The organism is Candidatus Dependentiae bacterium (assembly GCA_026389015.1).
GTDB lineage: Bacteria > Babelota > Babeliae > Babelales > Vermiphilaceae > JAPLIR01.
This window is the reverse complement of record JAPLIR010000027.1, coordinates 1-21,968: the sequence shown is the minus strand read 5'-3', so window position 1 is coordinate 21,968 and position 21,968 is coordinate 1. Positions and strand designations below refer to the sequence as shown.

The window sequence follows — 21,968 nt, the reverse complement described above, 5'->3', positions numbered from 1 at the left end:
GTTTAAAAAGCAAAATGGGGAACAAAAGCGTCGGATGATTAATCTTCTAGTATCGAACTGCTCATACAAGGATGAAACACTCGATCTACAGCTAAAACCGGTATTTGCGAAGATAGTAGAAACTAAGAAAAGTGGAAACTGGTGTGCCCGGAAGGATTCGAACCTTCGACCTACGGATTAGAAATCCGTTGCTCTATCCAACTGAGCTACGGGCACAAAAAATTTATATTTCAAGAAAAGTAATTATAGTATAACGTACTAACCCCGTAAGCTCAATGCTTTTTGCAAAAATACCCTTTTTCTAGAGGTTTTTGTCTTCTGGAGCTATAAAAAGCTTACTAAATTCAGTCGCAATCACCACAAGCTGAGCTCGAATGTCATCGGATAAGTCTGCGGTACTCAAAATTGTGCCGTATACTTCCTGATACACTGACTTTACATAGCTCACAAACTGCATCACAAAAACATGCACATCTTTCATAGCAAGCTTATCTAAAAATCCTTCTTTAAACACAAACAAAATCAGTGTCTGATCGACAAATGACAAGGTGACTGATTGTGGCTGCTTGAGGATTTCTACTGCCAAACCACCACGAATAAGGCGCTTTTGTGACAATTCATCAAGTTCGGTGCCAAACTGAGCAAAATCAAGCAACTCATGATATTGCGCCAATTCCAAGCGCAAAGCCTTGGTCATCTTTTTAATAGCATTTGTTTGAGCAGCACCACCAACACGAGATACAGAAAGCTCAACGTTAACCGCTGGGCGCTTGCCCTGATTGAAGAGCTTGGTGTCTAAAAATATTTGGCCATCGGTGATGGAAATAAGGTTGGTAGGAATATAGGCAGTGATGTCGTCACTCTGAATTTGTACAATGGGTAATGCGGTTATTGAACCACCGTTCATTAACTTGCCTGCACGTTCGAGTAAACGAGAATGTAAATAGAAAACATCACCCGGATAAGCCTCACGGCCAGGAGCTCTACGCATTAACAATGACATTTCTCGGAAAGCGATAGCATGATTACTCAAATCGTCATAAACAATTAACGCATGATGTCCTTGATCGCGGAAATATTCAGCGATGGTGCAACCAACATAAGGTGCCAAATATTGATTAAGTACTGCTTCACCCGCATCAGCAGTCACAATGACGGTATACGAAAGCGCATCATTCTCTTGTAGCAAACGCACGATGCGTGCCAAATTTGCTTGACGTTGCCCTATGGCAACATAAATACAGAAAACATTCTTGCCTTTTTGATGCAAAATAGTGTCGATGATCACAGATGTTTTACCGGTACTTCTGTTACCAATAATCAACTCACGCTGACCCTTACCGATTGGTACCAAGGCATCAATGGCCATAATACCTGTTTCGAGTGATTCATTAATGGGGCTTCGTTCAATGATGCCAGGAATGCTCGCTTCAATAGCACGATATTCCGTTGCATGAATTTCTCCCAAGCCATCAAGTGGTTTTCCTGTCGCGCTCATCACGCGGCCAAGCAAGCCCATTCCTGTTGCTGTTTTGAATACACCCCCGGTTCTGCGAGCTGTTTCCAACTCTGCTACCGGAATAGTGGCATGCAAAAGAAAAATAGAAACGGCGTCTTCATCAAGATTAAAAATGATTCCTTGATTACCACCCTCAAAGTCTATGAGCTCACCATACACAGCATTGTCTAGTCCATGGACCTTACAAATACCATCGCCCACTTGAACAACAATACCAATTTCTTGTAATTTTTCTTGCGGCAAATCGCTCAATGTTTTTTCAAACAACGCGACAAGATCTATACTTTTAATATCCATAGTAATCCTAACGAATAAGCGGCAACTTCATATGTGCAAGATGTTTACGAATCGAATATTCCCACAATACCGTGTCACTTTGCAGACGAATACCGGCTATCAAATTTTTATCAATCTTATACGTATATATAATACTCTGCCCCGTAATGTTGACAAGAAACTCTTGCAGGGCTTTCAGGTCTTGTTCACGCAATGTATTTGAACTCGTAATAGCTACATCCATAATGCGGTTTCGTTGCTTGTAAAGCGCACACAATGCTTTTAATGTTGCATGAATAAGATAGGTTCTTTTATGTGTCGCTAGAAGATCGATCAAACGATCAAAAGGCTTACCTAATGAAAACTTTTGTAATGCTTCATTGAGAGCCCGAACTTTTAGCCCCGTATCAATCACTGGCCATGTCAAAAAAAATAATAGATTCTTATGCTGATAAAAAAATTCTGACGCAGCGCACACATTCTGCATATCGGCATACGAAATTGAATCGCCAAAGACATTCAAAAAAGCAGTTGCGTATCTTTTTGATACGGTATATTCTGCGGCTTTTATCATCGACGCTCCACGTGCTTGATAATCTGTGCAACAAACAGTTCACCTTTTTCTGGGGCAGCAAATTCCTTGATCATTACAAGACGAGCATCTGATAGAGCCTGAGGCAACACGAGTCGCTTTACTTGCCGTGCAACCATATATTGATTTTGCACGACACTCACGTGTTGTAATGCACGGTTCAATGCCAAAGTTTGCTTCTCCGATTCGCGAGCAACAGCGGCAACCTGTTGATGCCATTGCTCTACTTTCTTTCCCAGTTCTTGGTAGGCAACCTGTTGATCAACAAGTTCTTGTTCACAACGAAGCTCTTGCCTTTTGAGTAAAACTATTTCCTGCTTGGTGTCGTCAATTTTTTGTTGCCGTTCTATAATCAGATTTTGAATAGCTCCTACAGCATAACGCTTAAAGAGATAGACGCCTGCAACAATAAGAATGATAAAATTAAGAAGTCTAAAAAAAATACTGATTAAGTCAGATCCTAACATGCTCTACCCTTTTGATTATGGCGGCACTTAATTCTTTTTCTAACTCTTGAACTCTAGCATCATCAAGTACGATCACTTTAAGTTCAGGAGCTGCCCCTTTAACCTCGGCACATTCAATTTGATCAATCGTTGGCATAGTACGAGCACATGCTTGTACAAAATTGTGCCATGCAAGCGCTTTTTCTTGATGACGATCTACAATCAAAGATTGCATAGCCCTGACTTGCGCATATAAATCTTCCTGATATGAACGATCTTCCTTAATAATCGCAACGACTGGATTCAGCAGGAATCTGCGGAGCAATACATATACGCAGAGAAAGTTAAAGAGTTGAAGGATAAGAGTAAAATTAAGATTCATAAGGCATTATTACCAGGCAATGACATCCAAAAATAGTTGCGCCGTTATATTAAAATTTAAAAATAAGTAAAAGGGCAATCAACAATGCATAAATAGCCGATGTTTCTACAAGGCCCATTGCAATCATCATAGTCTGACTGATTTTGCCAGAACTTTCTGGATATTTACCGATATTTTCACATGCCTTCATGCCAATAAGACCTTGTCCTAATGCAGGCCCAATAGAACCAATACCCATAACTAAAGCTGCACCCATATACGCTGCTACTTTAGCATAAACCTGATCTTCCATGTGCAACCTTTCTATGACAAGAATTAATCTATCTGATTTAACCGTACAATGACTTTAATGCCTTATATTCCCACTCTATTCTAGAGTGTTATTTTAGTATCGTAACTACTTTGATTAATTTTTACAAGAAGTTTGAAAGTAAACCCTTTCTTAGGTCCAAAAAGCCCTTAAAACCTCAAATTTTGTCATATGTAATAAAATCCGCTAGAATGACTAAGAATATAAAAAAAGAGATATCGACACTACAAGTTCTACCATGATTTTTAACTACTACCTTAATTGATTAATGAAGTAACATATAAACTTTGTAAAAGAAAGATGCCAACCCATTATGAAACAGATACGCTATTACGCATTGTATGCCTTACTCAGCATTATTATACCTCAGTACACCCATGCCGACACACAGAACATTGATAGCTTTGATTTTGATTTTGATGATATGGATGTCGATGGCTCATTGGATCAAGTAGTAATCGACAGTAGCGTAACACGAGCCACGCCGCATGAAATTATTGATGCACTAGAAACATTTGGTGGTATTGAGCTCTTGAAAGAGAACATCTATCTACACACCAATCCACTCAACAAACGCAGTCTTTTAGATTACGCCATGATGGGACCACAACAAGCATATTGCAATAATAAATGGACCGTTGGCATATATCTTTTTTATAATCAGACAACCAGAACATATTTCACCAGCGGAAGCGATGCCTTCTGCTCATACCTTGCTATTACCAGCCCAACTCTCATCGAAAAAATCACCAATTCGATTAACCTCATTAAGCCATTATTCCCCCACTTTGCTGTAGATCCTCTGAAAATTTTACCACTCTTTAAAAACAGCACCGCGCAGGAACGCCGCATAGGTTTTATGGTGCATGGCATGCGTCAGTATGAATCTATGTATGTACGATTCATGACACCACTCTACTATGATGAACACAACTACTTTTTGACCGATGGAGAGCGCCAAGACATAGAAACAGAGTTAGGTGCGCTGACTGCAAACGAACAACAAAAATTTCAAAAACACCACTTAATTAGTGATAAGCTCGGTTTTGGCGACACAAGAATCGAGGTTGATTTTAAGCTCTTAGACCGCCACTGCCACACTCTTCATTGTGCCGCGCAATTCACCCTACCAACCGCCGTTGCCATGGTGAAGGGCATTCAAGGAACAGAATTTGATAAATGTGCACCGCGTCCTAACTTTGACTTTAAAAAGCTTTTTGAGCTCAGCCAGAATGCTTCACTCACACCCCAAGACATTAAAGATCAAGCAACAAAACTTCTCCAAGATTTTTCTATAGGAGCCCTTGACCAATTGGGAGCTTGCGTATTAGAAACCGGCCTTGGCAATGGAGGACATATTGGCTTGGGGGGATCGTTCACGCTGGAAAATAAACTCAGCAGTATTATTCACAAATCATCATGGGCCGAAAGCTTCTACCTCTACAACAAAGCCTCTGTTGAATATCTTTGCCCTGCACATGAACGCCGATTCTTTATACAAGAAGTAAACCTGGCAGCATTCAATGCAAGAGACTTTAATAGCACTGATCCAAAGACCTCTTTTGAAAATCTTGAATTCTTAAACACACAATTTGTGAATAGATTCTATCCATTCTCCTTCAAAACACTGGTTAGTCCAGGATTCATTTTCCACTGGATTAGTTCATTGAATTTTGATAGCGAACATATGGGTTTTGATATTGGCGGCGATGTATGGACACAAGGCCATGAAAAGCTGAGCAACATACACACCTGCGACTATGACTGCAAAGATTTTGGCGTTAACAACGCTGTCCTACCACTTGCCATACAGGCAAAAATTTTGGCATCATTGTTATTCAAAGCAACACGAGAATCACACGAATGGATTGTATCTTTTAATGGTGATTACGCAGTCATAACAAGAGGCATTGGTAAAGATTATACCGCCTCAGTTAATGTAGAAATGAATTTTTAATAACGAACCATATCAATTAAGTTAAGGAGTCTTTTTATGAAAAAGCTAATACTATCACTGACAATCTGTGGATCGCTGTATACCCCATGTGCTCAAGCTACAAAACCTCAAGAGCATCACGAAATAATTCTTGTATCGCCCATTATTGATTTCATTGACGGCTTTTCACTCGGCGTTAACGCTAAAACCATTAAGCTCATGCTCCAAGTTCGTCGAGAAATTAAAAAAATTCAGTTTGGTGAAGTAACCAAAAAGAAAGAATTAAAAGGCCTTTATCTTTTTGATGGCGAATTCCATTCAGTGCGCACCTTAGCGGCATTAGAAAGTGAATATGAAGCAGAATTTTATCAAAAAGAAACAACCTATACAAAAAATAGCGTCAACAATCGCCAAGTATTGGAAGATCTTGAAGCTTCATACAACAGACTTAAAAAAGAATTCGGCGTATGCTTAAAACAAGCAAAAAAAGATTTTGAAGGCAAAGTGTCTCCTTTCACCAAAAATGCACGCGGCGCAAAAGATCAAATGCTTATCCTTATTACTGAATCATGCACCAAACGTAACAGGCAAGATTGTTTGTTGCTCAAATGGGCTGATACAGACGAAAATAATGATATGCAATTTTTTAATGAGCAAATCAACTCATTCAAAACATTCGACCAATTCTGTACCGATTTGACGCACTTCCTTGAAGACCTTATGCGTAGCTGTCCAAAAGCATGGGCACAATTTAAAAAATTGATGGATGAACAACACCTTAATCACGCCCTATAACCTTACAAAGCCTGCGCACCAGTTATGAACCAAAATCCAACAGAGAATATTACCGGCACCGTAGAACGGATTGTGTTTCAAAGCCCAGAAAATGGTTTTGCTGTTTTTGTTGTACAAATCAATAAAAACAATTCAACGCTGGTGCGCGGCTACTTAAATTCCATCCAACCAGGCGAGCAAGTCAACATGCAGGGCGCATGGGTCATGCACCCCAAGTTTGGTAAACAATTTGAAGCAAGCTCCTGCACAACCTCTGCACCAACTAATGTTGTTGGTCTAAAAAAATACCTTGGCTCAGGGATGATTAAAGGCATTGGCCCAAGCTATGCAGAAAAACTGGTCAATTACTTTGGCACAGAAGTTCTTGATGTTATCGACAAACATCCACAACGTTTGCGCGAAGTTGATGGCATTGGCGAAAAACGACTTGATGTTATTACCAAGGCATGGCAGGACCAAAAAGAAATCTCCACCGTCATGGTTTTCTTGCAAGACAAAGGCATCTCGCCAGCGTATGCAGTGAAAATTTATAAAAAATATGGCCAAGGATCCATTGCGATTCTAAACGAAAATCCCTACCGATTGGCTGAAGATATTTGGGGTATAGGCTTTAAAATCGCTGATCAGATAGCGCAAAACATGGGCTTTGAACCCCATTCAATCAAGCGTATCAAAGCTGGCATTCTTTTTGCTATCACGACAACACTCAACAATGGCCACTTGTATCTTGAACTCAACAAACTCAAAGATATCACCTGCGAGTTACTCGAACTACAATTAGAAGAAACAGCCCACACTATTAAGAATGCGCTCCACGAACTGTACAATAGCGATAAGATAAAACTGATATCATATGAAGATGAACATTTTGTAACGCTCACTCAATACTATTTTTCTGAAAAAGGTGTAGCACAAAAATTACAAAAGCTCTGTGACTATCCGAGCAACCATCCCTTCGACCTTGATGCTATTTATGCTTCGTTGCGCATGCCAAGCCATGAGCGCGACCTCGCCCTCAATGAAGATCAACAACGTGGTATTTTGGCTTGCTTGCAAAACAAAGTGACCGTGATCACTGGTGGACCCGGAACCGGAAAAACAACTATTATTAAAAAATTACTCCACGTGCTGGACAGTGCACAATTGACCTATCGTCTTGCTGCACCAACAGGACGTGCTGCAAAGCGTATTACCGAAAGCACCCACCGCAAGGCAACAACCTTGCATCGTCTTCTTGAGTTTGATTTTGCTACCATGGGCTTTTTGAAAAACGAACAAAATGCGTTAGCGCTCGATTATTTGATTATCGATGAAGCGTCGATGATTGATATATTTTTAGCCTATGCAGTACTCAAGGCAATCCCTCTCAATGCACATTTGGTATTGATTGGTGACGTGGACCAACTACCTTCCGTTGGTGCCGGGAACTTCTTGAATGATTGCATAGCAAGCGGTAAAATCACCAGCATACGTCTCAAAGAAATTTTCCGCCAAGCGCAAGACAGTTTAATTATTGTCAACGCCCACCGTATCAATACGGGTGAATTTCCGGTAACATCATTGCCCGATGCAAAGCGCGACTTCTTTTTTATTAAGGAAGATCTGCCCGAAAAGGTAGCGGAACATTTAGATGTTATCTTTACACAAAAATTAGCCCAATTTGGCATTCATCCTAATGACGCAATGGTGCTGGTACCCATGAACCGCGGCGTTGTTGGCACACAAAATCTGAACCATCATTTGCAAGCTGTGCTGAATAAAACAACCAGCGAAAAACAAGTCATGAATCATGGCACTACTTTTAAAATTGGTGACCGCGTCATGCAACTGCGTAACAACTACGACAAACATGTTTTTAATGGTGACATTGGCTTTATCGATGACATTAATACCGAAGACCGTATGCTCTTGGTCAAATATGATGAAACCATTGTTGATTATGAATTTTCTGAATTAGATGAACTCGTACTTGCCTACGCTATCTCGATTCACAAAAGCCAAGGGTCTGAATATGCTGTTGCTATTATCCCTATATTCATGCAACACTTCACGCTATTACAACGAAACTTAATTTATACCGCCATAACTCGTGCTAAAAAAATCTGCATCTTTATTGGCCAAACACGAGCTATTGCCATGGCTATTAAAAATAATAAAGGCACTGTCCGTCAAACATTCCTACAACAATTTTTAACTACTGATTTACAATGTCGCTAACTAAAAAATATCGCATCTTACTCGGCGCTATACTTGCAATCACAAGTACGCCCATGTTCCCCTTCTTCTTCTCATCACCCGTGAAGCCAAAACGCGTGGTCACCATTATGCTTGACCCAGCTGGCGACGCACAACAAACAGGCAGAACTATTGACGATGCGCTAGAACGCACGTTGACGTTGCAGTACGCAGAAAAATTAAAACAAGTAGTGGAAGAACAAAACACCAATGTGCGTGTTGTCCTCAGCCGCGATCCTGGTCAAACAGTGCAGCCATTACAAAATGCGCACTTTGCCAACCGTCTTAATGTTGACCTCTATTTAAGCATTCACTTTTATGCCGAACACGCAACACAACCAACGATCTATCTCTATAACTTCTCCTATAACGATGACTTTATTACCAAGAAATTTGATACAGCTTTTTGCAGTTACGATCAAGCCCATTTGTTTAACTATGGCCTCACGCGCACGCATGGCACCATCATCCAACAAACATTACATGCAGAAGAATATAAGCGACAATTTACATGTGCAGGAATGTACAAGCTGCCCTGCAAACCACTCATTGGCATTAAAGCGCCTGCCATTATGTTTGAAGCTGGCCTGAAAGATAAAGATACCTGGACAACCTATGTCGACCCTATTGCAGAAAGTCTCAAGAAAATTATTACGATGGTACAAGCATGAAAAAAAATTCACTCATTGCTCTATCATTAATCTGTGCTGTTGTAGGCGCACTGCTTTATGCACTGCACCAAGAATGGATTATTATTCGTTCTACACCAACGGCCGACCACGTAGCACTCCAAGAGCAAGCCCAAACGGCCATTGCCAAGAAAAAGGTCACCCTTTATTTTTGGCGTAATGCTGCATGGCATCATGAAACCATTGAACTTATCTGGTCTGACAACAAGGCAGAAAACCTGCAGTATTTAATCAATAGTTGGCTGACGTTACTAAATGAAGAAGCACTGATGACTAAAAAGGTGTCGCTACAAGCAGTGCTCCTTGGCAGCCAGGATATGGCTTATGTGTCGTTTGATCGCTATCCATTCTCCAAAGAAGCAACCCTACACAACAAATGGCTATTGATTGAAGGGTTACTCAAAACAATTCGCGAAAATGGCATCAAAATCACGGGCGTCCACTTTTTGGTGAACCATAAGCCACTGATTGACCCCCATCTTGATTTCTCCAAAGAATGGCCTTTAAGTGGCTTTTCGGACCAATAATCCTAAATGCCGCCCCAACTCCATTCCAATCAACTCATTGGCTATGCTTTTGCAAAACAATGTGGATAGTGCACACTGGTAATGAGATAAGAACAAGCGCTTTAAACAAGCCTTATCCTATTAGTAACAATTTTCAACCATAATGGAGAAACTCATGAAAAGTTCAAAAGCCCTTTCAATTTTTCTTATGTTGAGCTTAACTGCCACAGCATTGACTATAAAAAAAGAAGAAACACATCAACAAACCTTTAATGATTTAGTTCAACGGTCACAAACATTTGCACAAAATGGCAATTTTCTTGGTGGCAAGTTTCCCACTAACAACAATAGAATTGCTGTCATCGCAGGCAACGACCAAACCAAACAGGCAAAAATAGCTGAATATGCACGCAATACCTACCCAATAATGCATGGTTCAGTTTTGCAGCTTATCAATGAGTTCATGCTCCACAAAAAAACCCAGGGAAGTCCTGCCGAACAAGCGCTGTATAAAGATATGACGCAACTAGAATTTATCGATCGACTTTTGACCCAACGACCATTAATGTTTATGACGTCAAGCGATAGTTATCTCCTCAGAGATGGCAAAACACAAGGCTCTGGCGCATTTGAAACTATTGGCACAGCCAGAGAAAAATCACCATTAATTCTCAAAAATTATATTTCATATGACGAAATGCAAATCGCTTCTCTAATCGGCGTTTCTGTGCCAACCTACTTTATCAATAATGGAGATCGCAACAACAAATCGGTACGAGACAAAGCTGGAACTTATCAAGAAGAAGGTGTCTATGTTGGACTCGTTGGAGCACGATTTGAAAAACCCGGCTTAATGGAATATCAGCACATGCTTATAACACAAGAGCAAAATACCACGGCAAAAGGTTATGGATCAGGCAACAACAACAATCCATTACTTTCTCTATGGGCAGATTTCTATGGTGTAGATTTTCCCACCTTTAACCAAGCACGCAATGATGCAACCGGACGATACAGTAACATTGGTTCTAACCGTTACCTCAACAACGAAGTATATAAAAAGCGCATGCGCTTAGTCATCGAACCATTTTTACGTGATGCACACAAACGCGGAACAGAACAAAACAAAAAAACATATGTGCATAACGTTGGGCTCGGCATTGGTGTATGGGCAGTCAACCAAGAGATACAAGCACAACTGATGCTTGAAGTATATGCTGAGATCATAGATCAAAACGACTTATCTTCTATTGCAGACATTGATTTTAGTTGGTTTCCCGCCACGACACAGACTTGCGGAGGCGCTAAAGATGGTCAAAAATATAAAAACATTACGCTGCATTTTTCCAAGAGAAATCCAGCCGACCCTTTAATTGGCAAAAATAAGGACAAGTTACTCATTGCTAACTATGCGTGGGATGGCAACTCATATCCCGGCAATGAATATTGGGCAGGAATGCTCAATGCCTCGGGAGATCCAGCTGCAGCTTGTTGTTCTACTATTTCAGAACTGCAAAACCCACTCATTAACACGCATCTTTCGGCACAATTTCTGAGTGTTGCATAGAACACCATTTACAAACTCTAGACAAAAGTTGCACTACCTCTTTAATCTGGAATGGATAATAATCTATAACCCATCCATGCTTATAAAAAAGCATAATAATAAAGGAGATTGTAATGTTCAATTTATTTAACGGCTTATCTGACAGAAACAAAGGTATTCTATTAGTAGCAACAGGTATCGTATTACTCTTGAACACCTTGGGTGTACTTGAAAAATACCTCCACGTTCTTGTTATCATTGGCGCAATTTATATGATTGTTGTCGGCTTAATTAAATTAGAAGTGCACACAAGAGTCATGGAACTGATGAATAAACAAGATAATAATAATAATAATAATAATACACCAAAGAAATAGCTTTAAACTAAATCAGGGCAACATGTTGTATGTTGCCCTGATTTTTTGCCTTATTTTCTACTTATCCCAATAGTTCTTTTTCTTTTGATCCATTACGAATAGGCGTCACGATTACCGGCATTGGAACCGCAATCTCAATATTATTTTCTCGCAATATTTTCACGATACTCAAACGCACATCACTGGCAATTTCCCATTGCTGCATCGTATAATCTGAACTCAAATAGCCACGCACTAAAAATTCAAAACCGTTGTCGCGGAAGTTTTCAAGACGAATCACCGGCTTTGGATTTTTCAAGATATTAGGATGCGCATCAATGGCCGCTAACAACAGATCCTTAACTTTTGAAGGATCTTCATTGTAGCTGACAATGAGCATGATATCGTTAAAAGCCGTAAAGTTACGAGAATAGTTCCAGTTAACAATTGCTTTATTGATAATCTGCGCATTAGGCACCACAATAGTCGTGCTATTTTTTTTACGTAGGGTCACTGATTTTGGCGTAATTTTTCGTACTACGCCCATCACATTTTCGTCAATCTGAATGTAATCACCAATTTTAATCGGCCGCTGCATCAAGATGATGAAGTACGCAACTAAATCGTTTAATGGATTTTGAATCAAATACCCTATACCCAAAATGAGCACATACATGTACGTAATAAGCCCGCCGTATCCTGTGCTTTGCAGCCCAAGCAAAATCGCAACGGCAACAAAAAGATAGCGTGTTAGATTCGTAATAGCACTCTGCACACCTGAATCGACAAGCATCAAATCAAAGATCTTTTCAAGAACAAATCGATTAAAAACAAATGATAAAACAAAACCCGCAACAATAAACAACATAATAGTCGCCAGCGTGATTAAGGTGAGCGGATTAGAACCACCCTTGCCAATACCAAGCAATGGTTGATTAAACCAGCGCATAACATCACTCACCGTGATAGGCAAGCCCCAAATTTTGGCACCCACTAAAATGCCAATCAACATAAAGAATAAAAACGAGCAAATAATGACAACGCCAAACCATGTTTTTGCATAAGCAAAACGCTCACGCACCACGTCATCTTGTGTGATAAAAAAAGTAGACGAAGCTACCTGTTTTATCATTGAATGACTCCAATGTAAAACCTTGATCAATACCAATGAATATAATAAACCCAAGGTGATGTACATTACCAAGCGACCATACCCTATATAGGGATTACTCATGATAATGATTCCTGCGATTGCCAGCGCAAGAATATAATAATGCCTATCTATCAACTTATAAATACGTTCGCCCATATCTGTATATGTTGGTATCAAGCTCAGTACTTGCTCTTTGGTTATCAGACAGAGCAATGAGATTTGGAATAAAATAACATTGATAGCAAGTAATATAGTTGGCAACTCAGACTTTGAAAATTGTGCCAACATAAAAGCTTGTCTAAAACACATCAAGACAATGGTTACGTTAACCAAGAACGCAAGCACCATCGTAAAGCGCCATGCAGAATCACGGTTCATTAAGCAATAGCCATAACGCTCATTAAAGACCGGCAGATAACTAAAGAATCTGAAAGAAAGATACAAGAGATAAGCAATAGAAAGAAGATAAAACAAGATACCAAGGTAAGGGTCGGAGACCGTATGATGACCAATAAATATAAAACCAACTATCCAAACAGCCATACCGATAGCATGTTGCGAAACAAATCCAAGCCCAAGAGCAACCACCTGGAGTACACAACGCACAAACCAATGACAACGCTCACTCAAATGATGCAACAATACCACTATAAAAATACCATAACGACGCACCAGTAATAAACCACTGAATATTGCTGCTATCAAACATAATGACAAAAGTAATGCTAAGGGCTTTTTAAATAAGTCTTTGAACTGCACAACAAAATATTTAACATCGAAATGCACAAAATAATTCTTAACATCAATCAAGAACATTTTAATATCGGCACCTATGTTGGCAATCCCCTTCCAGGTGATTGCATATTCTGGGCGATACCAAATAGTAATCGATTCTAATTCAGAGAAAATAAACTTACTGTGACCAATGATTTTATCCAGAACATTAACAATCTCACCATAGGTCTTGCCGATACTTCCTATCACATCCATCTGCAAGGTGAGGTCTTCTTCGGCTTTATCTAGATAACTCAAACAAGCTGCATAATGGCTCATGCGCCCTTTGAATAAATCATCCTTTTGCTGTTGAATATCAGCTTTTCTTTTTTTAAGGTTCTCAAGCACTTCATTTTGAATTTTGGCGAGCGCACCTTCAAGCTCTTCTTTCTTTGCCTTATAACTTTTGAGCAAAGCTTCGTTTGCCGTTCGTCGCTCAAGATATTTTTTAATTTCTTGGTCGATAACATCTTCCGATGCAAACTTACGCAACGCTATTTTATGGTAAGTCTCCTTGACCATTGCCATGTCTTCAACATAGTTAATCTTCTCTTGTTCCAAGGCAATCAGTGCAACAAAATAGGTTTCACGCTCGTTGAGAAGCTGAACATGAGTATTGAGTGCCGCAACTTCGGTAAATCCTCGATAAAGATCAACCGTCTTTTTAGGTTCTAAGCTGAAGGTATTCAGTTCATTGCCAAGCGGAATACTGTAACGCTCGCTCAGAGTCTTAAGCCTCTCGCTTTCTTCTTCGCGTATCTTGCGAATTTTAGTAATCTCATCATTATATTTTGCTTTAAGCGATGAGAATGCTTGCTTCTTTTTTTCTAGTTCCTGTGATGCCGCGTCTATTTGCTCACACGTCACCACAATGGATGATTTTATGCCACACTGCTGTTCTTGTAACACTTCCAAATGTACTGACTCAACAAACACTTCGTCATCCGTAAGCGAAACTTCTTGTTGCTTGTCTTTAAGCTGTAAATCGGCCAAATCTTTTCTGTACTTTAATAAAGCACTTTTTAAGGTAATAAGCTCTATCCGTTGCGGTACCGTAAAACCAAAAGGAACAGCCGCTGCTGTTGCATCTGCAGATGTTTTACCAAATTCATCCTGTTGAGCTTTTTTATCTTTATACTCTTCAGCTGCTTTTTCAGCTATTTGTGCAAAATTCTTTTGTTCTTTAAGCGCGCTCTCTTTGCGCTTTTTCAGCTGCTCAACAAACTTTTGTTGATTGGTCATTTTTTGATGAATATCTTCAAGATCTTCAAAAAAATAAAATTTTGTGATCAGCTACTATTTTCAAAAGACCATTCCATACGCGCTCAAGGTCGCGCAAGGTGTCATTTGTCTCGGTTAACAATGATAATTTTTTGAGCAAAAACTCATCTTGAGTGTCTTTCTCTAAGGCTTGTTCTACAGCAGTACGTTTATTTTTATTTTCTTCAAGCGCTACTGCTATATTTTTAAATGCTACATCTTTTTGTGCTTCAAGCGCCGCTTGTTCCTGCGTCAACTTGGTGAGTTGCTCAGCTTTTCTTCTGCAACACTTTTGAATATCGCACTGGCATTTGGTATTTTTTGACTGGCTGCATCAATAATGCTTGCCCCATTCAATGAACCTATCAACCATACGCTACTGAGGATTAGTTTTATAAAAAATTTCATACTGCCCTATTATTGTGTAAAAAACTGACGGTTTTAAAATTATTAATACATGGATGAAGCGATATACAGTGCAATAGCCAAAAATCCAATTCTTGTTCGACCTTTAAATCTATGGTCAGACCAATGAGATTGTCAATAGATGTTGATGCTAAAATATGAAAATACGGTGTTTGAAATCTTTGACCTTCTGGGTAAAAGCCTAATGTTGTAAAAAATTTAAATAAAAAAAGTTTTTTAACAACACTATCTTCAAACACATGTCGTGATTCATACAGCAATATGAGTAAGTTGAATAATGGCGAAACACTGCTTTGCGCTGGAATAAAATAGTAACATAATTCAAGAATATGATGAACAAATAAAATATCATCTTTGCCCAAACACAAAGGGCTATCGATCAACTCAATATCATAGATAAAAGAGCAATTATGCTGCTCTCGAATTGAATACATAATGCATGCGCCGTAGCTAATGTCTTGGCGATTAGGCACCACGACAATTTTGCCTATTTCATTATCAAGCACAACGATCTTGCACTTTTGGGGCAAATAGGTTTTGAGGACAATGCCTTTGTTTTTTTCCATTGCACATCAATATATCTTGAGGGTTATTTATTTTATTAGTTAGCGTAGGGTCACTGAAAAAAATAAGCTAGTTTTGTTTGTAAAAATCAAAGGTATTTGATCCCTGTCCCAAACCATTGCTTTACTTCCCGTATATTTATTACGTTTGTCATAATAAAAAACATCTTAAATCATGGAGTTACAAATGACACACACAAATCACTTTTTTTTTAATCGCATCACCCTTCTTCTGCTATTAACTGTCAGCGCCCCGGCATTATGCATAGAAAAACCACATGCCACCATTGTCTTTGTTATCGATCAATTTGCTTATCATTACCTCTATAAATTAAAACCATTCCTCACTGGCGGCATCAGATTCTTGCTCGACAATGGCGTTGTATACGAAAACGCCCACCATCCGCATGCAATGCCTGAAACAGCAGTTGGCCACACCGCATTAAACACGGGCGTGTTGCCAAAAGATCACGGCATTATTGCCAATTCTTGGTTTGATGTCTCAGGCAAAGAAATAGCGCCTGATGATGACGATGCAACAACAGCCGCTGTATTTAAATCAGAAACCGAAATGCACAATTACGGCAAAGGACCCAAACTCATTATGGTCGATGGGCTAAGCGACCAATTTGTATTACAATCACAGCCTAACACGCCTCACGTGGCATTTAGCTTATCCATCAAAAGTCGTGCTGCTATCACCACGGCAACCAAGCTTGGCAAAGCAATCTGGTTTGACAATGAAACCGGGCTTTTTACCTCCAGCAAAGCTTACTTCAATCAACTACCTTCATGGGTTGTAGAATTTAATAAACGAAAAAAGGTTAATGAACTGACAACAACACAATGGAATTTAATGTACGAGCAAAACAGTAAATATTATGATTTTGCACAAACACATAACTATGCCTATGCAGCTCACAACGAGAGTGTCATTGGCAAAACACGTACCATCAACCACGACCCTAGCAATAAAGATCCGTTTACATCCGTTTATAAATCACCCATGGGCAACGACCTTCTCCTCGAATTAGCACAAGATTGTATCGACAAAAATTTAACTAAAAACAATGAGCTCTTGTTGTGGATATCGCTCAGCAGCTTAGACTTAATCGCCCATCAATACGGCCCCGATTCTCTTGAAGCGATCGATATGGTCTATCATGTTGATGCAGCATTAAAGAAATTCATTCAATACGCACAAAAAAAGATCGGTAAAAACAAAGTGCTTTTCGTGCTCACGGCCGACCATGGCGTCGTGCCAATGCAGGGCATCCTTAAAGAGAAAGGCATTAAGACTGCCTACAAATTATCGGTCCAAGATCTTATTAAAGAGATGAATGAAGTCGTTCTCAAAAAACATCAAATAGGCAGCTTGGTCACTCACTTTCAAATGCCTCATTTTTACTTTGATGGAAAATTGCTCAAAGAACTTAACACGGCAGCAATGGCTGATATCACCAAAGAACTCAAAGCATTTTTGATGCTCAAAGATGGCGTCAAAAATGTCTGGACCTATTCTGAGCTCGACATGTTGCCATTCGACCCTGTGCATCAAGAACTAGAAAACAACTTCAAAATGCAACGCTACCCTGGTAGAAGCGGCCAGCTGTTTGTGCAACTGCAACCTTATGCATTACTCACCAAATACACCACCGGTACTTCACATGAATCGCCATATAATTATGACACCCATGTGCCATTAGTCATCTATAAAAAAGGTGAGATCGAAAAGAAAAAAGTAGTTCAAAAAGTGTATAGTACACAATTGGCTAACACCTTGGCACAAATCACCAATGTGCAAAAACCATCAGCCTCAACAGCACAAGTGCTACCTGGCATCTACGAACTTTGCCCTCAAGAACAGGAAAAGGAAGATGCTGCTAAGAAGCATTCGGAGCAAACTGAAACCATTGAAAAACAGCAAGCGGAAATAGAGCATAAATAAAAATCTTATTTCTCGCGCTATGCATTGAATAAAAATAAGAAAGGGTTTATCGTACACGGTAAACCCTTTCTTACATATAAAGGAACTTGAATGAAGCTATTTGCATACTGCCTATTCATCACCACTACGCTTTGTGTTGCCAACGACATTACCAATCACCCTGTTGATTTTCAAACCGCTATGGGTAAAAATCATCCACTCTACAGCCATTACTACATCAAGGGAACGCAGACTGCTGCCGCACAAAATATGCTCACACACTTTCAAGCACTGTACAACAAAAATATATCAACCAATAGTGCACCGCAGGCAACGCCAAAGATTCCCAAAATAATTCACCAAATATGGCTGGGCTCACCATTGCCAGAAAAATTTAAAAATCTTGCAGCCACCTGGCAACAGCACCACCCAGATTGGGAGTATAAACTATGGACCGATGCCGACATTGCCGCTCTGGGCCTAGAAAATCAAGCAGCCTATGACACGGCCATAAACTATGCCGAACGTTCCGACATTGCCCGCTACGAAATTCTGTATCGTTTTGGAGGACTCTATGTCGACACCGATTTTGAGTGCGTACAACCTTTTGATGTTTTGCACTACTCGTATGATTTTTATACTGGCCTTGAGTTACCTGGCATGGCTATGTTTCTGGCCCCCATTATTATTCCCAATGGCTTGATTGGCTCAATTTCTGGCCATCCAATAGTACGCACCTGCATCGATGGCATAAAAAATGACAAAAGTGCCGAACAAAACATTGTGATAAAAACAGGACCCATGCTTTTTACCCAAGCAGTGTTAGATCTTGCAAGCACCGGGACAACCACCGACATCGTGTTCCCGGCAAGTTTTTTTTATCCCATTGATAAAGAAACCAAAGATCGATCAACTATAGAAAACATAATCAAACCGGAAACATTCGCGCTTCACCATTGGGCGGGCAGTTGGATTTTAAAAGAAGAAGCCTTTGTGCCGGGCATTAAAATTCGCAGCCGTATAGAAGGTAATATCATCAAATTCACTATTATTGACGAACGAATGAAAGAGTAGTTAGCTTCATATGAACTCTTAATTATAAAAAAAGGAATCTTATGAAATTCAGAAACATAGTATTCTTATTCATACTAGCACAAGCATGTACTATGATTATTAATGCTGCACAAACTCCAGAAGCACCTACGGCTACAGATAACCCAGAAATAGAACAATCATCGAAAATCTCTACATTTCCTTTAACCGAGCAAGAACTAGCAGATCTAAACAAACAATTATTAAAAAAACCAACACCAGTTAAAATAATAAAAAAAAATGAAGAAGAAACAAAAAATAACACAGAAAAAAATATCACAAGAAACCCCCATCTCCACGACGTTATTATCCTTCTCAATACAACAGAAAACAACGCAGAAGAGGCAATATCCATAGGTTTTACGCTCGCACTATGTGAAAAACAATACCCTGTTATAACCACAAGCCACATCTTTAATCTTTTTTTAACAGCCACTGAAGAAACAATAAAAAAAATAAAAAATAAATTCCTACAAGAGTGCGCTACAGACTGGACCATATACAAAACTAATGATAAAAGTTTTTATCTCTTTATTCCCAAAACCTATGACTCACAAAAGGATAGAGAGGATCTCGGATTTAACCTTAAAAATCTTGAAGAATTCACTCCTTCTGACCAAGCAATAGACGTCAGAAAAACTATTGATCTTACAAGTCTCCAAAGCATGTTTACCTATAAGACTGCATACAAGAATATGGAAGATGCTGGCATGTGGAACATTTACTTAATTGGCCATGGCATGTATTCAAAAACCTTAGAAACGGCAATTAATAAAGGTTTATTGCCCAATCAAATTAATACCCTAAGCCCTGAGGGGCACAGCGATTCAACAATAGCAGGCCTTGGATTATCTAGATTCGGTATTTTACTGAGATTTTTTATTCAAGCAATCAATACTAATTTTTTGCATTATATAAGCTGTTATGCGGGAGGCTATAATACACTACTAGCTAACATGGCCACCATCGTTAATAACCAAGGAGTCACCCTCTCTAATACAACACCAGATTTTTTTATCAGCATGGGCTCTATAGGCGAAGATCTGGTAACATTTCACACAAAAAAGTTACTGAACAACTGCCTCTCTTGTAAAACGCCACAGTGTCTAGCCGATGCCGCAAAAACTGAAAAATCAGTGTACTTAGCGGGATTCTTTGATGCGCTGCATAAATATTCTCACAAAGACGGCACCCAGAAAGCACGATTTAACGATCAACAATTAAAAGAAATTTTACGTCCCATTACCGATGTGCCTTCAATTATGATAGGTAAAAATAAAGCTCTGGCAATTGCTGGACTGCCGCAAGTGATGTTTCCTGGTACCACTGTGTTTAGAGCAGTTGCTATCAATGATGACATAAAAGTAATCACGCACGTATTAGCCCGTCAAAATACATTAGATAAAACACCAATTCTTATAAAAAGCACCGAAAAAACAGTATTGATTTATCCAACAACAATAAGTCATATAAAAATGGATGCTTATTCGCCTAATGCATTTATATCTGCAACCCCCACGGTAAATCTTCATAAAATTACTCTTCTTGAAACCGCCTCTTCATTTGATCTTCTATTGCAAGCAATGCGAAATGTCCAATACACATTCCCCAAATACTTTTATATAAAAACCTTAGAAGATTCCAGCAAAAAAACAAAACGGCAGGTCCTTATCAAGGTACACCGCAATCAACTTGACGTTGTATATACTGATGAATCGAATACCATACAACATAGAAGTTTATTCTATCACAATGACACCATAAAAGCAGTCGGCAAACTCAACAACCTAGTGTCCAATAACACCTTCCTCAATGCCCTTGCCAACTATTTTATAAATCCATCATTAAAAAAAGACTTTTCATATGACATATTACTCTCAAAATTATTAACTGACGATGAAACAAAAACTATAGCCGATGCTATAAAAAAATTCATGGCAACATCGGTAAAAAAAATTAAGAAAAAATAAAAAAAATCAGCCTCAGCAGATAACTTCTATCCGCTGAGGCTGATGCATACTTATTAATGAACAACTCAATTTAAAAGTTCTTAAATAACACTCGTCTTGGTTACAGAAAGCTCCTGAACTTCATCCAATCCTAGATCTTTCAAGAACGCTTCTTGGTTTGGCTCTCTGCCCAAGAAAGCTTCAAGCAAAACCATAGGCTCATCGCTACCACCACGGCCAATAACATCGTGCACGTATTTTTTGCCAATCTCAGGGTTGAGTAATCCATGCTTTTTAATTTCTGCAAAAAGATCGAGCGCAAAAACCTTTGACCACAAATAACCATAATATTTAGCACCATAGCCAGTCAAGTGGCCAAAGGCAGCATACATATGTTTTTCATCAGAGAAGGCTGAATGTTTTAATATCTTTGTCGATAAATCTTTATAAATTTGGAAAGTATCTTTTTGAGCGCCTTCTTTAAAATAATCAAGAGAGAGTGATGCATAAAATAACTGGGTTTGCACAAAACGCGCAGGGTTAAAGTTCTTCAAAGCAAGAATACGCTCAATGAGATCATCAGGCAGAGGGGCACCTGTTTGATAGTGTCCGCTTACTTGCTTTAAAATCGCTGAATCCCACAACCACTCTTCTAACATTTGCGATGGCATCTCTACAAAATCACGCTTCACGCTGGTACCAGAAAGTGAGGCAATCTGTGTTCTGCCAAGCAGCGCATGCAATGCATGGCCAAATTCATGAAAGAACGTAGTAACGTCTTTGCGTTTCAATAGCGATGGTTTTGTTGCCGTTGATTGCGGAAAGTTTGCAATGACTAATGATAACGCGGGAAGTAATTCGTTATTCGCACCATAGATTGAAGGAACAATGCTCACATGACATGCATGGGAATATTTATTATCACGTGGGTACAAATCCAACAGGAAATAACCCAAAAGTTTGTCTGATGCGGCATCGTACACCTCGAGCAGTCTTACACCCTCATGCCATACGTGTGGAATTGATGCTTCATTAAATCGCAGCCCAAAAAATTGTTCGTAAATATCAAGCAATCCTTTAATGGTTTTTTCCATCGGGAAGTAGTTTGCGATCTCAGTTTCGTCGATATTAAAATGCTTCTTTTTATAATAGTTGGTTGCGTAGGCAGCATCCCACGGCAACATTTTGCCATCAGCCGTCAGCGTTACTCCTGCAGGAAGATCGGATGCTAATTGC

Annotated in this window: 20 protein-coding genes and 1 tRNA gene; 10 read left to right on the top strand and 11 right to left on the bottom strand. The window is 39.4% G+C overall.

Annotation, left to right across the window (positions count from 1 at the left end; all coding sequences use genetic code 11):
- Window positions 1-139: 139 nt before the first annotated feature.
- From NTX86_05345 to atpE, 6 genes are all read right to left on the bottom strand, one after another.
- Window positions 140-216: transfer RNA gene (locus NTX86_05345), tRNA-Arg, on the bottom strand.
- Window positions 217-301: 85 nt separating this feature from the next.
- Window positions 302-1,816, bottom strand: coding sequence for a F0F1 ATP synthase subunit alpha (gene atpA, locus NTX86_05340; GenBank protein MCX5922719.1), 1,515 nt, complete (start codon window positions 1,814-1,816; stop codon window positions 302-304).
- A gap of 7 nt (window positions 1,817-1,823) precedes the next feature.
- Window positions 1,824-2,369 carry an ATP synthase F1 subunit delta gene (gene atpH, locus NTX86_05335; GenBank protein MCX5922718.1) on the bottom strand — a complete coding sequence of 182 codons (546 nt, stop codon included), beginning with the start codon at window positions 2,367-2,369 and terminating at the stop codon, window positions 1,824-1,826.
- Window positions 2,366-2,854, bottom strand: a complete 489-nt coding sequence (locus NTX86_05330) for a hypothetical protein (protein MCX5922717.1) — start codon at window positions 2,852-2,854, stop codon at window positions 2,366-2,368. Before NTX86_05330 ends, atpH begins: the two co-directional genes overlap by 4 nt.
- Window positions 2,841-3,215, bottom strand: coding sequence for a hypothetical protein (locus tag NTX86_05325; protein ID MCX5922716.1), 375 nt, complete (start codon window positions 3,213-3,215; stop codon window positions 2,841-2,843). Before NTX86_05325 ends, NTX86_05330 begins: the two co-directional genes overlap by 14 nt.
- A 49-nt stretch (window positions 3,216-3,264) precedes the next feature.
- Window positions 3,265-3,507, bottom strand: coding sequence for an ATP synthase F0 subunit C (gene atpE, locus NTX86_05320; GenBank protein ID MCX5922715.1), 243 nt, complete (start codon window positions 3,505-3,507; stop codon window positions 3,265-3,267).
- Between the two features lie 331 nt (window positions 3,508-3,838).
- On the opposite strand from atpE, the gene NTX86_05315 reads away from it, so the two are divergent.
- From NTX86_05315 to NTX86_05285, 7 genes are all read left to right on the top strand, one after another.
- Window positions 3,839-5,482: a hypothetical protein gene (locus NTX86_05315; protein MCX5922714.1), complete on the top strand. Its 1,644-nt coding sequence runs from the start codon at window positions 3,839-3,841 to the stop codon at window positions 5,480-5,482.
- Window positions 5,483-5,518: 36 nt separating this feature from the next.
- Window positions 5,519-6,256 carry a hypothetical protein gene (locus tag NTX86_05310; GenBank protein ID MCX5922713.1) on the top strand — a complete coding sequence of 246 codons (738 nt, stop codon included), beginning with the start codon at window positions 5,519-5,521 and terminating at the stop codon, window positions 6,254-6,256.
- Between the two features lie 24 nt (window positions 6,257-6,280).
- Window positions 6,281-8,473 carry an ATP-dependent RecD-like DNA helicase gene (locus tag NTX86_05305; protein ID MCX5922712.1) on the top strand — a complete coding sequence of 731 codons (2,193 nt, stop codon included), beginning with the start codon at window positions 6,281-6,283 and terminating at the stop codon, window positions 8,471-8,473.
- Window positions 8,464-9,162, top strand: coding sequence for an N-acetylmuramoyl-L-alanine amidase (locus NTX86_05300; protein ID MCX5922711.1), 699 nt, complete (start codon window positions 8,464-8,466; stop codon window positions 9,160-9,162). The genes NTX86_05305 and NTX86_05300 overlap by 10 nt, the downstream gene beginning before the upstream one ends.
- Window positions 9,159-9,707, top strand: a complete 549-nt coding sequence (locus tag NTX86_05295) for a hypothetical protein (GenBank protein ID MCX5922710.1) — start codon at window positions 9,159-9,161, stop codon at window positions 9,705-9,707. Before NTX86_05300 ends, NTX86_05295 begins: the two co-directional genes overlap by 4 nt.
- Before the next feature lie 154 nt (window positions 9,708-9,861).
- Complete coding sequence (locus NTX86_05290; GenBank protein ID MCX5922709.1) at window positions 9,862-11,253, top strand: DUF4804 domain-containing protein; 1,392 nt, start codon at window positions 9,862-9,864, stop codon at window positions 11,251-11,253.
- Between the two features lie 113 nt (window positions 11,254-11,366).
- Complete coding sequence (locus NTX86_05285) at window positions 11,367-11,609, top strand: hypothetical protein (protein MCX5922708.1); 243 nt, start codon at window positions 11,367-11,369, stop codon at window positions 11,607-11,609.
- Between the two features lie 61 nt (window positions 11,610-11,670).
- Here the strand turns inward: NTX86_05285 and NTX86_05280 are convergent, their stop codons facing one another.
- Genes NTX86_05280 through NTX86_05265 form a run of 4 tightly spaced genes read right to left on the bottom strand, consistent with a single transcriptional unit; the run spans window position 11,671 to window position 15,767 of the window.
- Window positions 11,671-14,757, bottom strand: a complete 3,087-nt coding sequence (locus NTX86_05280) for a mechanosensitive ion channel (GenBank protein ID MCX5922707.1) — start codon at window positions 14,755-14,757, stop codon at window positions 11,671-11,673.
- A 25-nt stretch (window positions 14,758-14,782) separates the two neighbouring features.
- Window positions 14,783-15,031, bottom strand: coding sequence for a hypothetical protein (locus tag NTX86_05275; GenBank protein ID MCX5922706.1), 249 nt, complete (start codon window positions 15,029-15,031; stop codon window positions 14,783-14,785).
- Complete coding sequence (locus tag NTX86_05270) at window positions 15,028-15,183, bottom strand: hypothetical protein (protein ID MCX5922705.1); 156 nt, start codon at window positions 15,181-15,183, stop codon at window positions 15,028-15,030. The genes NTX86_05275 and NTX86_05270 overlap by 4 nt, the downstream gene beginning before the upstream one ends.
- Complete coding sequence (locus tag NTX86_05265) at window positions 15,180-15,767, bottom strand: hypothetical protein (GenBank protein ID MCX5922704.1); 588 nt, start codon at window positions 15,765-15,767, stop codon at window positions 15,180-15,182. The genes NTX86_05270 and NTX86_05265 overlap by 4 nt, the downstream gene beginning before the upstream one ends.
- Window positions 15,768-15,951: 184 nt before the next feature.
- On the opposite strand from NTX86_05265, the gene NTX86_05260 reads away from it, so the two are divergent.
- The 3 genes from NTX86_05260 (at window position 15,952) to NTX86_05250 (ending at window position 20,753) form a co-directional block, all read left to right on the top strand.
- Window positions 15,952-17,712: an alkaline phosphatase family protein gene (locus NTX86_05260; GenBank protein MCX5922703.1), complete on the top strand. Its 1,761-nt coding sequence runs from the start codon at window positions 15,952-15,954 to the stop codon at window positions 17,710-17,712.
- A gap of 90 nt (window positions 17,713-17,802) precedes the next feature.
- The gene (locus tag NTX86_05255; GenBank protein ID MCX5922702.1) at window positions 17,803-18,765 is read left to right on the top strand and encodes a glycosyltransferase; all 963 of its coding nucleotides are present in this window, start codon (window positions 17,803-17,805) and stop codon (window positions 18,763-18,765) included.
- A gap of 41 nt (window positions 18,766-18,806) precedes the next feature.
- On the top strand, window positions 18,807-20,753 hold the full coding sequence (locus NTX86_05250; GenBank protein ID MCX5922701.1) for a hypothetical protein: 1,947 nt from the start codon (window positions 18,807-18,809) through the stop codon (window positions 20,751-20,753).
- 80 nt (window positions 20,754-20,833) lie between these two features.
- Here NTX86_05250 and NTX86_05245 read toward each other — a convergent pair.
- Window positions 20,834-21,968 (bottom strand): M3 family metallopeptidase (locus NTX86_05245; protein ID MCX5922700.1); only part of this gene is annotated, 1,135 nt, incomplete at its 5' end.